Source organism: Hymenobacter monticola (genome assembly GCF_022811645.1).
In the GTDB taxonomy this organism is placed as follows: domain Bacteria; phylum Bacteroidota; class Bacteroidia; order Cytophagales; family Hymenobacteraceae; genus Hymenobacter; species Hymenobacter monticola.
The window spans coordinates 5,188,397-5,201,316 of sequence record NZ_CP094534.1 but is presented as its reverse complement, the minus strand read 5'-3'; the positions used below and the strand labels follow the sequence as shown (position 1 = coordinate 5,201,316).

Below are 12,920 nucleotides of genomic sequence, written 5' to 3'. Positions count from 1 at the left end.
CCGCCGCAGAAACCGCAAGCCCCTTCATCGAAGCGCAAGCCTCCGCCCAACGGGGGATGCTTTGCCGGGCTGTCGGAGCCCCGGGCAGTGCTTCGATGGAAGGCTATTCGATGGTGATGCGCTGTGTGCTGGGAAGCAGATTGGGCCGCTGCAACGTCAGGGCGTAAACTCCCGGGGCCAGGGCGCCGGTATCCAGACGGGCATCTGCACCACTGAGAGTCTGAGTACTTACCGTTTGGCCCAGCAGCGTGCGCACGGTGAGCACCGCCGTGGCCGCCTGCGGAATTTTGATTTGGATGGCCGCGCCCCGGGGCACGGGGTTGGGCCAGGCCTGGAACGTCGGCTCGGCCTGCGGCCCCCGGCTGGCGGTGGCATTGGCATTGAACTGCACCGTCCATAGGGTGGCACTGAGGCCGGTATCGATGAAATCCAGGTCGCCGTCGCCGTCCACGTCGCCCATGGCCGGCTGGCTGCCCCGAATTAGGGAGCCGTTGCCGCTGGGGAGGGCAGCCCCGGGGCTGAAGCCGCCCTGGCCATCGTTGAGCAGCAGTTCCCGCGCCAACAGGTTTTGTTGGATGACGTCCAGGTCGCCGTCGCCGTCCACATCGCCCACGGCCGAGGTTGCAAAGTCGCCCGCCGTTGTCACGTAGAATGGCCCGCTGCTGAACACGCCCTGGCCGTTGTTGAACAAGGCGTGAATGCCCCGGTTGCGTTCGGACTCCAGCAGGTCCACATCCCCGTCGCCGTCCAAATCCCGGGCAAAGATGGCGTCGTTCCGCCCGCGCGGATTCAGCACGGTTTCGTTGGAAAACGTGCCCGTACCGTCGTTGCGATACCAGGTGGTGCCGAAGTTAATCGAGTTATAATAAATGACCCAGTCCAGGTCGCCGTCCCCGTCCAGGTCGGCCAGCGCGTGCTGAAAAGCGTTTGCGAAGTTGGGCACATAGGCGGCCCCGTAGAAGTTGCCCCGGCCGTCGTTGAAGCGGACGTACCCATCCACCATGTCCAGGTCGCCGTCGCCGTCGATGTCGCCCAGCGCTCCGTGGTTTCGGAAGGAGGAAGAAACGGGGTGGGGCAGGGTGCTGAGGGCAGTGAATTGGCCCTGGCCGTTGTTGAGCCACACAAAATTGGATGTCAGCGCCGTCGTAGCGCCGTTCACGGTGAAGCCCACGAAATCCAGGTCGCCGTCGTTGTCGACGTCGGCCATGTTGAAAAAATCGCCACAAACCAGGGTGCCCAGCAGCGGCGCCGATGCCCCAAACCCGCCGGTCCCGTTGTTGAGCCGCACGCCCACCGGCACATTAGGCGACGACGAGTAGGAAGTGACGAGGTCCAGGTCCTGGTCGCCGTCGATGTCGGCCAGCGTCGAGTAGACGGGCTCGACCCCGCCCAGACCCGCCGACAGCACCGGCCCGCTGTTGAAGCGGCCGGTGCCGCCACTCACCGCCGCCGTGAACTGCCACACGTAGGGCTGGGCCAGCGGCAGGCCCGCCGCGCTGCGCGCCGTTTTCGAAACCGTGGCGTCCACCACCTCGCCCGGCTTGAAAGGCGTGGCCGGCGCAAACGCCAGGGTGCTGGCCGTGGCCGCCGCCGTGCCGGCCTTGCGCCCCCCGGCCTGCGCGCTAAACGCCCGCACGGCGCCCCCCGAAGCAACCGCCCCGCCCATGGCCGTCGAAAAAGTAACCGAAACAGCGGCGTTGCGGGCGGCGGGACGGTTGGCGGCGGGGGCTACCACCGTCACGGCGTAGGGCGCCGGCGCGTTGCCGCCGTTGCGCAGCACGTACACGTCGCCACTGCCCGCAATTAAATCGACGTCGCCGTCGTCGTCCACGTCAGCGGCGGCCAGCAGCTCGGGCGCCAACGTGCCCAGGGCCGTGTCGGCGGTTTTGCTGAAAACACCCAACCCGTCGTTGCGCCAGGTTTCGGCCACCATCGTGGCGCGGTTGAGCACCAGCAGGTCGATGTCGCCGTCGGCGTCGAGGTTGGAGAGCACAAAATCTGCTCCGCCCGGCAGCGTGCGCAGGTTGCCGAAGCCCCCGCTGCCGTTGTTCAGCAGGATGGTGATGGAATAGTTGCCACTAAGCGACAGGTTGGACGTGACCACGTCCAAGTCGCCATCACCGTCGACATCGGCTGTTCTCATCTTCCAGGGGCCTGGGCCGGCGTACGGGCTGCTGCTGCCGCTGGTGAATGTGCCCCGCCCGTTGTTGAGCCGCACGCTCAGAGAAGTTGTGTTGGTGATGCCCAGAATGTCCACGTCGCCGTCGTTGTCCACGTCGCCCGCGGCCATCACCGAGATGGCCGGCGAGTTTAGTAGCGCGCCGGCAAAGGTGCCCCGGCCGTCGTTTAGCATGGCTTGCGTTCCGTGCACGAGGTCCAAATCACTGTCGCCGTCCAGGTCGACCAGAGTGATGGCGGCCCCCGCTTGGCCTCCGTATTGGGCCACCGGGGCGGCAAAACTGCCGTTGCCGTTGTTTAAATACACCGAATACATCGACCTGGAGTTGGTGGCGCGGTCCATGCCACTCGTCACTAAATCCAGGTCGCCGTCGCCGTCGAGGTCGCCCAGGGCAGTTGATGCGACCGTGGAGGTCGAGGGCAGGTCCGCCGCGGGCTCAAACGTGCCGGTGCCGTCGTTGAGGCTGATGCCCACGTGCGCGGTGTACCTGTTCAGGTCGCCGGTGAGCAGGTCCAGGTCGCCGTCGCCGTCCACGTCGCCCATCACCAGCGCCGCGTTGCCCGACACCGTGGTCACCGTGCCGCCGCTGAAGACGCCCGTGCCCCCCGAAGCAGCAGTGAACTGCCACACCTGCGGGGCTGCCAGCGGCACCCGCCCAGCGGTGCGGGCCGCCGTATCCAGCGTGGCCCACACGGTTTCGCCGGCTTTGAAGTCGATTGTCGGGTTGAAAACCAACGAATTGCCGTTCAGGCTGGCCACGCCGGCTTTCTTGCCGCCCGTTTGGGCACTAAAAACCCGCAGGGCGCGGGTAGAGCGGGCATCCAGGGCTTGCGAGAGCCCAGCCGTTACGTTGGTGCTGGCCGCGGCCTGCGCATTGCGGGCGGGCGTTAAGCTGGTTACGATGGGTTGCGCCGTGGCTGCCCCGGGCAGGAAGTCCGCCGCAAGGGCCAGCAATGCGCCAACTCGGACAAATCGAATAGGTAGAAGTTTTATCATCAAGCAGTTGTCGGAATGTGTCGGAATTGGCGCGAAGATAGTGGCAGATGCTTTCGCGGCGGCATTGCGCCGACGCGATTCAGGGCGGCGGGGACCGGGCCAGCTGCTAGCTTTGCCAGCATGTCGGCCCCTTCGTTCTACCGCCGCCCAAGCAGCCCGGTTTACTTTCCCAACCTCAACGGGCTGCGCTTTGTGGCGGCGCTGCTGGTCATCGTCAACCACGTGGAGCAGCAGCGGCTGTTTCATGGGCGGCCCTCGTGGAGCGCGGTGCCGGTGGTGCAGCGCCTCGGCGACGAGGGCGTGACGCTGTTTTTCGTGCTCAGCGGGTTTCTCATCACCTACTTGCTGCTGCTGGAGCAGGAGCAGTTTGGGCAGGTGGCGGTGGGCCGGTTTTACCGGCGGCGGGCGTTGCGCATCTGGCCGCTCTACTACGCGGTGGTGCTACTGGCCCTGCTGGTGCTGCCTCACGTGGCGTACCTGCGCACCCACGATTTCAGCGCCCACATCACGCAGCTGCCCGGCAAAGCCCTGTTGCACGCGCTGCTGCTGCCCAACGTGGCGCTGGTGCTCCACGGGGGCATTCCGTTTCTGTCGCAGGCCTGGTCCATCGGCACCGAGGAGCAGTTTTACCTGCTGTGGCCCTGGGTGCTGCGGCAGGCGGGCCGGCACGTGCTGCCGGCGGTAGGCGGGGTGTTTCTGCTGTTGCTGTGGGCGCAGCGGGGCGTGGTGCTGGCGTTTCACGCGGCCCAGCCCGCGCCGGCGCCCTGGCTGACTTTTGCCTTCAACTTCCTCTATTACTTCCGGCTCGACTGCCTGGTGCTGGGGGCGATGCCGGCGGTGCTGCTGTTTCAGCGGCGCACGGCGGTGCTGCGTGGGCTCATGGCCCCGGCCACGCAGTGGCTGTGCCTGGCGGCTGTGGCAGGGCTACTAGTTTGGGGAAGGCCCTTTCCGCTGCACGAGGAAGTGTACGCCGCCTTATTCGCGGTGCTGATTCTGAACCTGGCCGCCGCCGATAAGCCCGTCATTAGCCTGGAAGCGGGCTGGCTGAATTACCTGGGCAAGCTCTCGTACGGGCTCTAAATGCTGCACTACCTGGCAGCGGCCTTGGTGTTGATAGAACTCGGCCCCTGGCTCGACACGCAGGCGGCCGGGCTACGCTGGCTGCTCACGCTGCTGGCCACGCTGGCCCTGTCGGTGGGGCTGGCCATGGCCTCTTATTATGGATTGGAGCGGCCCTTCCTGCGCCGCAAAGCCCGGCTGGAGCGGGTGCGGGCCAGCAACTGAGGGGCTGCGGGCGCTGTGCTACCGCCCGCCGGCCTGCTTCGAGCAGAAGCAAACCCGGCCGCGCAGCACCGGGGTGGCCGGCGACACCGACCTTCAACCCCCCCCCATCGCCCTGCTGCGCCGCAACGCCAACCTCATCAAGGGAATGCGGGTGCAGCTCAAGCCCAACCAAAGCTCGTCTACCAAGCATAAAGTGTGGGAGCGGTTCCAGGGCTATACCAAGCTCATCGTCCCCGGCGGTGGTGCCCCCAAAGGCAACGACCCGCAGCCGAAAGCCTAGGCCGCGATAGAAACAAAAAGCCCCGCCCGGTGTAAGGCAATGCTTTTTGGGCTTAGTTAAGCTGACTTGTGAAAAGTCAAAGGATTCTATCGCTTTAGCAAACTTTCGCCAACTTTAAGGGCTGTTATTGTTCCGGATGATTATGCAATGAGGCGCTTTTCCAAGGGGTTCGCGTTCCAAGCCTTTCCCCCGCCCTCGGCCTGGGCCTTGGCTTGTGCCCATTGGGTGCTGACCACGCTGGTGGCCGTTGCGCTCACCATGCTCTTCGGGCTGACAAGTTTCGCCGGCGCGGACTGGCGAACGGACCTGGCCTTCGCTGCCTTCATCGCCTTCATGGGCTTTGCGCTGGGGGGGCTGGGCCTGTGGCTGCCGGCCGCGCTTTTCCGCGGCGCCTTGGCCTGCCTGCCCGGCCGGCCCGGGCGGGCGCATCTGGTGGTGGGCGGCGGCCTCGCCCTGGCCTACGCCGGGCTGTACCTGGGCCTGCTGCTGATGTACCGCACGAAGGCGGTAGACGCGGGATTTTATCGCTTTCTCCAAACCGTGTTGCTTCCCTGGGCCGGGGCTTCCCTCGTCGCGGGCCTATGGCTTTTGCCGCACAGCAACACGAACGAATAAGGCGTGCCTGCCTTCAAACCGTTTGCCTGAAGGCCGCATGCCTCACGCCCTGGCGGCCTTGGCTTTCTCGACCAGAAGTCCGCTCACCGACGATAACAGGCACACCGTGAAAAAGGAGATTGAGCCGTAGCTATTGAAGATGATACCGCCCTGCGTGCCAACAATGAGCGGGCTCGCTATCAGTGGAACAATCACCAACGAGCGCACCCAGGCGTTGCCGCCATGCAAGAGCCGTTTACGGCTGAAGAAGAGCGGCGCGCCCAGCAGACACAACGGCAGGTTGACCATGAGGCTCGCGAGCAGTAGCGGAATGATTGTCCAGAAGAGAATGTAAAGGCCGCCGGCAATGAAGATGCCCATTTCATCCACTAAGTAAGAGCCCCATTCGTTTCGGTTAAATTGGAAGAGCTAAAAGACAACGGAAATAGCTGCTTTCCTTGAGCTACGAAACCAAGGCACGAGCTAATGCTGCAGGGGAAAGAAACAAGCCTCAACCAATAGGACCGGGGTAAAGGAACTCGTTTACTAAGCAAAGTTCAGGAAATCCCTCTTGTATATGAGTTCCCTGAGCTTCGGCAGCACGCCGCTAAAAAGGCCCGCCAGCCACTGACGGGGCTTTGCGTTGCTCCGGGTTCGGGAGCGGTGCGGGCCGCGGGGCGGTAGCGCGAACGCTGTGGTTCGCGTGGCCGAATGATAATTGGGCAAGCGGCGCGGGGACGCAAACTACAAAGTTCGCGCTACTAACCGCCGCCCGTACCTTTGCCCCGTGCAACAGCTAGAATCCTCCCTCAAAACCGCCCTGCAAACCGCCGCTCAGGCCGTTTTTGGCGTTGAAGTGCCCACCACCAGCCTCACGCTCCAGCCCACGCGCAAGGAGTTTGCCGGCAGCTTCACCCTCGTCACGTTCCCGCTCACCAAGGCCCTGGGCAAGGGCCCCGAGCAAATCGGCCAAGCCCTGGGCGAGTGGCTGAAAAGCAACGAGCCCCGCGTGCGCGGCTACAACGTGGTGAAAGGCTTCCTCAACCTCGAAATTGCCGATGCCGAGTGGCTGGCCCTGTTCGAGCAGCTGCGCCAGCAGCCCGCCGCTGCGCCCGTGCCCACCGAGGGCGCCCCGCAGCGCGTGGTGGTGGAGTATTCGTCGCCCAATACCAACAAGCCCCTGCACCTGGGCCACCTGCGCAACAACTTCTTGGGCTACTCGGTGGCCGAGATTCTGAAAGCCACCGGCGCCACCGTCACCAAAGCCAACCTGGTGAACGACCGCGGCATCCACATCTGCAAGTCGATGATTGCCTACCAGCACTTCGGCCAGGGCGAAACCCCCGAGAGCGCCGGCATGAAGGGCGACCACCTCGCCGGCAAGTACTATGTGCTGTTTGAGAAGCATTACCGCGAGGAAATCAAGCAGCTCGAAGCCGAAGGCGTGGCCACCGACATCGCTAAGAAACAGGCGCCGTTGATGACGGAGGCTCAGCAGATGCTGCAGGCCTGGGAAGCCGGCGACCCTGCCGTGAAAGCCCTCTGGAGCCAGATGAACGGCTGGGTGTACGAAGGCTTCGACGAGACGTATAAGAACATCGGCGTCGATTTCGACCAGTATTACTATGAGTCCGAAACCTACCTGCTGGGCAAGGAGCGGGTGGAAGAAGGCCTCGGAAAAGGCGTATTCTTCAAGAAGGACAACGGTGCCGTCTGGGTCGATTTGCAAGCCGAAGGGCTGGACGAAAAGCTCCTGCTTCGCGCCGATGGCACCAGCGTCTACATCACCCAGGACCTGGGCACGGCTGAGCTGAAATACCAGGATTTCGGCTATGACAGCAGCATCTACGTCATTGCCGACGAGCAGAACTACCACATGCAGGTGCTGCAGGCCACGCTCAAAAAGCTGGGCAAGCCCTACGCCGACGCCATCCACCACCTCAGCTACGGCATGGTGGACCTGCCCTCGGGCAAGATGAAATCGCGCGAAGGCACCGTGGTGGACGCCGACGAGCTGGTGCGCGACGTGGTAACCGCCGCCAAAGCCGCCACCCTCGAAAAAGGCAAGACCGAAGGCCTCTCGGAGGATGAGCTGGAAGAGCTCTACCACATGCTGGGCCTGGGCGCGCTGAAATACTACCTGCTGAAGGTGGACCCCAAGAAGCGCATGCTCTTCAACCCCGAAGAGTCCGTGAGCCTCGAAGGCCACACCGGCCCGTTCATTCAGTACTCGCACGCCCGCATCGCCGCCATCCGCCGCAAAGCCGCCGAACTGGGCATTGATGGCCAGGCCGATTGGAGCCAGCTTGCCGGCCTTGAGCCCACCGAGCAGGAGCTGATTCAGGAGCTGGCCCGCTACGCCTCGGTCGTAGCCGAAGCCGCCCGCAACCTTTCGCCCGCCGTGGTAGCGCAGTACGCCTACGACCTGGCCAAAGCCTACAACCGCTTCTACGCCGAGGTGTCGATTTTTCAGGAAACCGACCCGGCCAAGCGGAGCCTGCGGGTGGCCCTCTCGGCCCGCGTGGGCGAGCAGATTAAGGCGTCGTTGGGCTTGCTGGGCATCGCGGTGCCCGAGCGCATGTAATTGCCAGAACGATGTAGCAGAACGTCATGCAGAGCGCAGCGAAGCATCTCGCTTGTGGTGGTAATCTAGTCGTTGAAAAACGGTTTAGTAACGCACGCGAGATGCTTCGCTCCGCTCTGCACGACGTTCCGTGTTATTCTTCGAAATCGAATTGATATGAAATCCATTGCCGTTTACTGCGGTTCCAGCGCCGGAACCAACCCGAATTTCATCACCCAAGCGCAAGCCCTCGCCAAAGCCATGGTGGCCCAAAGCCTCACGCTGGTGTACGGCGGCGGGCGCGTGGGCCTCATGGGCACCATCGCCGATGCCGTGCTGGCGCAGGGCGGCCAGGTTATCGGCGTGATTCCCGATTTTCTGGATGCCAAGGAGCTGGCCCACAAGGGCTGCACCGAGCTGCATGTGGTGAAATCCATGCACGAGCGCAAGCTGATGATGGCCGACCGCGCCGATGGCTTCATTGCCATGCCCGGCGGCTACGGCACCCTCGAAGAGCTGTTTGAGGTGCTCACCTGGGGGCAGCTCGGCCTGCACCGCAAGCCAGTGGCATTGCTGAATGTGGACGGTTATTACGATATGCTTCTGCAAGCCCTCGACCGCATGCGCGACGACCACCTGCTGCGCGCCGAAAACCGCGACCAGCTTCTGCAATCGGCCAACCCCGAGGATTTGCTGGCGCAAATGGCCGCCTACCAGCCGGTGCAGCTAGAGAAGTGGCTGACGCCGCCGACCACCTGATTTACTGAACGAGTAGGGGCGGGGCTTGCCCCCGCCCGCCATTGGACGGCCCGCGTGGCATCGTTAAAACGGCGGGCGGGGGCAAGCCCCGCCCCTACATCGTTCAATACCCATCCCCCGAAATGAACGCAACTGAACAAGAAGAACGCGAATACCTGGAAGTCATCAAGGAACAGCTGGCGTTGGCGGTGCGGCGCGTCGACGACTCCGTGCGGCAGTTTTCCAGCGAGCTGCGGGAGAAGAAGGAGTACATCCACGAAAACCAGTCGGGCATGGACGACGCCGACATGGTGGCCGCCGGCCAGTCCATCGACCGCATGGCCTATACCGGGGCCGGCGCCGTGGCCCGCAAGCGCAAGCTGCTCAAGCTGCTGCAGTCGCCCTATTTCGGGCGCATCGACTTTAAGCCGGCGGGCGGCGTGCGCGTGCCAGTGTACATCGGCGTGCATTCGTTTGTGGAAGAGCGGCAGCGGCGCGGCCTCATCTACGACTGGCGGGCGCCCATCTCGTCGATGTTCTACGATTATGAGCTGGGCGAGGCGTCCTACCAGACGCCGTCGGGCCCCATTCAGGGCCGCATCGACCTCAAGCGGCAGTACAAAATCCAGGACGGGCGGCTGGAGTTTCTGATTGAAAACGGCGTGAACATCCACGATGAGGTGCTGCAGCGCGAGTTGGCCAAATCCTCGGACGACAAGATGAAGAACATCGTGGCCACCATTCAGCGCGACCAGAACGCGGTGATTCGCAACGAGGAGGCCTCGGTGATGGTGATTCAGGGCGTGGCCGGCTCGGGCAAAACGTCCATTGCCCTGCACCGCATTGCCTTCCTGCTCTACCGCTTTCGCGACAGCATTTCGGCCAAGGACATTCTCATTCTTTCGCCCAACAAGGTCTTCGCCGACTACATCTCGAACGTGCTGCCCGAGTTGGGCGAGGAGCACATTCCCGAAACCGTGATGGAGGAGCTGGCCGCCGACCTGCTAGGCAACCAGTTTCAGTTTCAGACCTTTTTCGAGCAGGTTTCGGCCTTGCTGGAGCAGCACAATCCGGCGTTTATCGAGCGCATCCGGTTCAAGTCCTCGTTTGAGTTTCTGAGCCAGCTCAACAAGTACCTGCTGCACGTTGAGAACAACTACTTCAATGCGAGCGAGCTGCGGGTGGGGCGCACGGCGGTGCCGCGCCAGCTACTGCTTGACAAGTTCAAGGGCTACCACCGCGTGCCGCTGCTGAAACGCTTCCCGTTGGTGAGTGATGATGTGCGCGCCTACGTGCGCACCGCCGCCAACCGCAAGCTCACCAACGGGGAGAAAAACACGATAGGCGAGGCCCTGACGCGCATGTTCCGCTTCAACACCGTGCTGGATTTCTACCGCGACTTCTACCGCTGGCTGGGCCGGCCCGAGCTGTTCCGCTACGAGCACGGCCAAACGCTGGAGTACGCCGACGTATTTGCCCTGGTTTACCTGCGCATCCGGCTGGAAGGCATATCGGCCTACGACCACGTGAAGCACCTGCTCGTGGACGAGATGCAGGACTACACGCCGGTGCAATACGCGGTGCTGTCCCGGGTATTCAACTGCCGCAAAACCATTCTGGGCGACGTGAACCAGATGGTGAACCCCTACAGCGCGTCGTCGGCCGAAACCATCGAGCGCGTCTTCCCGCAGGCCGACGTGGTGCGGCTGAACCGCAGCTACCGCTCCACCGTCGAGATTACCAAATTCGCGCAGCGCATCACGCCCAACCCCGACATTATCCCCTTGGAGCGGCACGGGCAGGAGCCAGGCCTCATGCGTTGCAACGGCCAGGGCGAAGAAGTGGAGACGCTGAAGCAGCTGGTTGCCAATTTCAAAACCTCCGGCAGCAACTCGCTGGGCGTCATCTGCAAAACGCCGAAGCAGGCGGAGCAAGTGCAGCAGGCACTGGAAGGCCAAGGCGTGCAGCTGCTCACCGAAGATTCCACGCATTTTAAGGAAGGCGTCATCCTCACCACGGCGCATCTGGCGAAGGGGCTGGAATTTGATGAGGTCATCGTGCCCTTCGTTTCGGCTCGCAACTTCAAAACGGAAGTGGACAAGAGCATGCTCTACGTGGCCTGCACCCGCGCCATGCACCGCCTCACGCTCACGTATTCAGGTGAGCTAACGGCGTTTCTGCAATAGCCTGGCCATAACGACGTAGGAGCGGGGCCAAGCCCACCCCTAGGCCTTATTTTTCCTGGCAGCAATGTTGCTAAGCCCCGGTCCGAAACCCTGCCGGCCCTCTTATGGTTAGGCTCACAACCGCGCAAGCTATTACCTTCAACCCATGAAAAATTCCCTGTTTCTCACGCTGGCCACCGCCGCCACGGCCGTGGTTTTCATCGCCGCCAAACCCGCTCATTCCCCCGCCATGCCTATGCCCGCCGAAGCCACCAAAGTCGCGCCTTCCGTGTATGATTTCACCGTGAAATCCATTGATGGCAAAGACGTGAAACTGAGCCAGTACAAAGGCAAGAAGCTGCTCATCGTGAACACCGCCTCGAAGTGCGGCTACACCCCGCAGTATAAGGAGCTGGAGGAGCTGTCGAAGAAATACGCGGGCAAAGTGGTGGTGCTGGGCTTCCCGTCCGACAGCTTCAACCAGGAGCTGGCCTCGAATTCGGAGGTGGCGGCCTTTTGCGAGAAGAATTATGGCGTGACGTTTCCGCTCTTCGAAACCGTGGCCGTGAAGGGCGACAACGCCGCACCGCTCTACAAGTACCTGGCCGACAAAACCAAAAACGGGGCTGTGTCTGACGCACCGAACTGGAACTTCTGCAAATACCTAGTCGATGAAAAAGGCCACGTGGTGAAGTTCTACCCCTCGAAAGTGAAGCCGCTGAGCCCCGAGCTGCTGGCCGACATCACGAAATAATTTTCGCTTTGTTGTGACCTGAAAGAACGTCATGGGGAGCGCAGCCGAAGCATCTTGCTCGGGGCAGTAATTCATACGATTGAGTTGCTACCACACGCGAGATGCTTCGGCTGCGCTCCCCATGACGTTCTTTTGTTGTTCTGTTGTTCCATTCTGCTCCCCGCTGCTCATGTCTCCCTGGATTTCCGCTTTCCGCCCCCGCACCTTGCCGCTGGCCTTGGCCAGCATCCTCACGGGCGGCTTCCTGGCCAAAGCCAACGGCCAGTTCAACGGCCCCGTGGTGGGCCTGGCCGCCCTCACCACCATCCTGCTCCAAATCCTGAGCAACCTCGCCAACGACTACGGCGACTCGCAGAACGGCGCCGACAGCATCCACCGCCAGGGCCCGCAGCGCGCCGTGCAAAGCGGCACCATCACGCCGGCCCAGATGAAGCGCGGCATGTGGATTTGCGGGCTGCTGGCGCTGGGCAGCGGGCTGGCGCTGCTGTGGGTGGCGCTGGGCGCGGCCGGGTTGGGCTTGTTTCTGGGGTTTCTGGCGCTGGGGCTGGCGGCCATCTGGGCAGCGGTGAACTACACGGCGGGCTCAAACCCCTACGGCTACGCCGGACTAGGCGACATTTCGGTGTTCCTGTTTTTCGGGCTGGTGGGTGTGTGCGGCACCTACTTCCTGCAAGCCCGCAACCTGCCGCTGCAGGTGCTGCTGCCCGCCGCTGCGTTGGGCTGCTTCGCCACCGCCGTACTGAACGTGAACAACATCCGCGATATCAACTCCGACGTGCTGGCCGGCAAAATAACCATCCCGGTGCGGCTGGGGGCGGTGCATGCCCGGCGCTACCACTGGCTGCTGCTCATCATCGGGCTGGGCTGCGCCACGGTGTTTGTGGCCCTTACGTACCACTCGCCCTGGCAGTGGCTGTATGCGCTGGCCGTGCCGCTGTTCGCTTTCAACGCCATTCAGGTGTGGCAACGGCAGGAATCGATGCAGATTGACCCGCTGCTAAAACAGATGGCCCTGAGCACGCTGGTGTTCACGGTGCTGTTCGGGGTAGGGCAGGTGCTGGGGTAATCTGCAATGAGCAATCAACTTAACACCCTTGTTGCTGCCTCAAATGTGCTGGCACCAGCGTACTATGTGCTCAAGGCACAAGGTTATGATGTGGCATTTGACGCCGTTCGAGAGTGGTGGACCGCAACGAAGGGCGAATCGAAATTTTTGGCTTACAGCACTATCGAACTATGCGGTCTGATTTACATCCACGAGCATAAAGGAGATGACTGGGGCGTTTCCGACGAAGCAATCAAAGCCTATCTGCTACTCGATGCAACAGATAACACAGGGGCTGATAACTCCAGTTTTTAGCGATGTC

At 62.6% G+C, this 12,920-nt stretch carries 12 protein-coding genes; 10 read left to right on the top strand and 2 right to left on the bottom strand.

Annotated features, from left to right (window positions below; translation table 11 throughout):
• Positions 1 to 103: 103 nt before the first annotated feature.
• Positions 104 to 3,175: an FG-GAP-like repeat-containing protein gene (locus MTP16_RS21855; RefSeq protein WP_243513920.1), complete on the bottom strand. Its 3,072-nt coding sequence runs from the start codon at positions 3,173 to 3,175 to the stop codon at positions 104 to 106.
• Between the two features lie 120 nt (positions 3,176 to 3,295).
• Between MTP16_RS21855 and MTP16_RS21850 the strand changes: the two genes are divergently transcribed.
• From MTP16_RS21850 to MTP16_RS21835, 4 genes are all read left to right on the top strand, one after another.
• Positions 3,296 to 4,255 (top strand): acyltransferase family protein, encoded by a 960-nt coding sequence (locus MTP16_RS21850; RefSeq protein ID WP_243513917.1) that lies wholly within the window; start codon positions 3,296 to 3,298, stop codon positions 4,253 to 4,255.
• On the top strand, positions 4,256 to 4,459 hold the full coding sequence (locus MTP16_RS21845; RefSeq protein WP_243513914.1) for a hypothetical protein: 204 nt from the start codon (positions 4,256 to 4,258) through the stop codon (positions 4,457 to 4,459). It abuts the gene before it with no gap.
• Positions 4,395 to 4,739, top strand: a complete 345-nt coding sequence (locus MTP16_RS21840) for a hypothetical protein (RefSeq protein ID WP_243513911.1) — start codon at positions 4,395 to 4,397, stop codon at positions 4,737 to 4,739. The genes MTP16_RS21845 and MTP16_RS21840 overlap by 65 nt, the downstream gene beginning before the upstream one ends.
• A gap of 207 nt (positions 4,740 to 4,946) precedes the next feature.
• On the top strand, positions 4,947 to 5,354 hold the full coding sequence (locus tag MTP16_RS21835) for a hypothetical protein (protein WP_243513907.1): 408 nt from the start codon (positions 4,947 to 4,949) through the stop codon (positions 5,352 to 5,354).
• Positions 5,355 to 5,396: 42 nt separating this feature from the next.
• Here MTP16_RS21835 and MTP16_RS21830 read toward each other — a convergent pair whose 3' ends face one another.
• Positions 5,397 to 5,714, bottom strand: coding sequence for a hypothetical protein (locus MTP16_RS21830; protein WP_243513904.1), 318 nt, complete (start codon positions 5,712 to 5,714; stop codon positions 5,397 to 5,399).
• Positions 5,715 to 6,120: 406 nt separating this feature from the next.
• Between MTP16_RS21830 and argS the strand changes: the two genes are divergently transcribed.
• From argS to MTP16_RS21800, 6 genes are all read left to right on the top strand, one after another.
• A complete protein-coding gene (gene argS / locus MTP16_RS21825) occupies positions 6,121 to 7,917 on the top strand; it encodes an arginine--tRNA ligase (RefSeq protein ID WP_243513900.1) in 1,797 nt (598 codons plus the stop codon).
• 156 nt (positions 7,918 to 8,073) lie between these two features.
• Complete coding sequence (locus MTP16_RS21820) at positions 8,074 to 8,655, top strand: LOG family protein (RefSeq protein ID WP_243513897.1); 582 nt, start codon at positions 8,074 to 8,076, stop codon at positions 8,653 to 8,655.
• A gap of 122 nt (positions 8,656 to 8,777) precedes the next feature.
• Positions 8,778 to 10,820 (top strand): HelD family protein, encoded by a 2,043-nt coding sequence (locus tag MTP16_RS21815; protein WP_243513893.1) that lies wholly within the window; start codon positions 8,778 to 8,780, stop codon positions 10,818 to 10,820.
• A gap of 145 nt (positions 10,821 to 10,965) precedes the next feature.
• Positions 10,966 to 11,553: a glutathione peroxidase gene (locus MTP16_RS21810; RefSeq protein ID WP_317244080.1), complete on the top strand. Its 588-nt coding sequence runs from the start codon at positions 10,966 to 10,968 to the stop codon at positions 11,551 to 11,553.
• Positions 11,554 to 11,722: 169 nt separating this feature from the next.
• Positions 11,723 to 12,619, top strand: a complete 897-nt coding sequence (locus MTP16_RS21805; protein ID WP_243513891.1) for a 1,4-dihydroxy-2-naphthoate polyprenyltransferase — start codon at positions 11,723 to 11,725, stop codon at positions 12,617 to 12,619.
• Positions 12,620 to 12,625: 6 nt separating this feature from the next.
• The gene (locus tag MTP16_RS21800; protein WP_243513888.1) at positions 12,626 to 12,913 is read left to right on the top strand and encodes a hypothetical protein; all 288 of its coding nucleotides are present in this window, start codon (positions 12,626 to 12,628) and stop codon (positions 12,911 to 12,913) included.
• Positions 12,914 to 12,920 lie beyond the last annotated feature (7 nt).

What these genes read in the sequence shown, in the direction of transcription:
- MTP16_RS21840 (WP_243513911.1), top strand. Translation starts at nt 4,395, where the DNA reads ATGGATTGGAGCGGCCCTTCCTGCGCCGCAAAGCCCGGCTGGAGCGGG.
- MTP16_RS21810 (WP_317244080.1), top strand. Translation starts at nt 10,966, where the DNA reads ATGAAAAATTCCCTGTTTCTCACGCTGGCCACCGCCGCCACGGCCGTG.
- MTP16_RS21820 (WP_243513897.1), top strand. Translation starts at nt 8,074, where the DNA reads ATGAAATCCATTGCCGTTTACTGCGGTTCCAGCGCCGGAACCAACCCG.
- MTP16_RS21800 (WP_243513888.1), top strand. Translation starts at nt 12,626, where the DNA reads ATGAGCAATCAACTTAACACCCTTGTTGCTGCCTCAAATGTGCTGGCA.
- MTP16_RS21830 (WP_243513904.1), bottom strand. Translation starts at nt 5,714, where the DNA reads ATGGGCATCTTCATTGCCGGCGGCCTTTACATTCTCTTCTGGACAATC.
- MTP16_RS21815 (WP_243513893.1), top strand. Translation starts at nt 8,778, where the DNA reads ATGAACGCAACTGAACAAGAAGAACGCGAATACCTGGAAGTCATCAAG.
- MTP16_RS21855 (WP_243513920.1), bottom strand. Translation starts at nt 3,175, where the DNA reads ATGATAAAACTTCTACCTATTCGATTTGTCCGAGTTGGCGCATTGCTG.
- MTP16_RS21850 (WP_243513917.1), top strand. Translation starts at nt 3,296, where the DNA reads ATGTCGGCCCCTTCGTTCTACCGCCGCCCAAGCAGCCCGGTTTACTTT.
- MTP16_RS21805 (WP_243513891.1), top strand. Translation starts at nt 11,723, where the DNA reads ATGTCTCCCTGGATTTCCGCTTTCCGCCCCCGCACCTTGCCGCTGGCC.
- MTP16_RS21845 (WP_243513914.1), top strand. Translation starts at nt 4,256, where the DNA reads ATGCTGCACTACCTGGCAGCGGCCTTGGTGTTGATAGAACTCGGCCCC.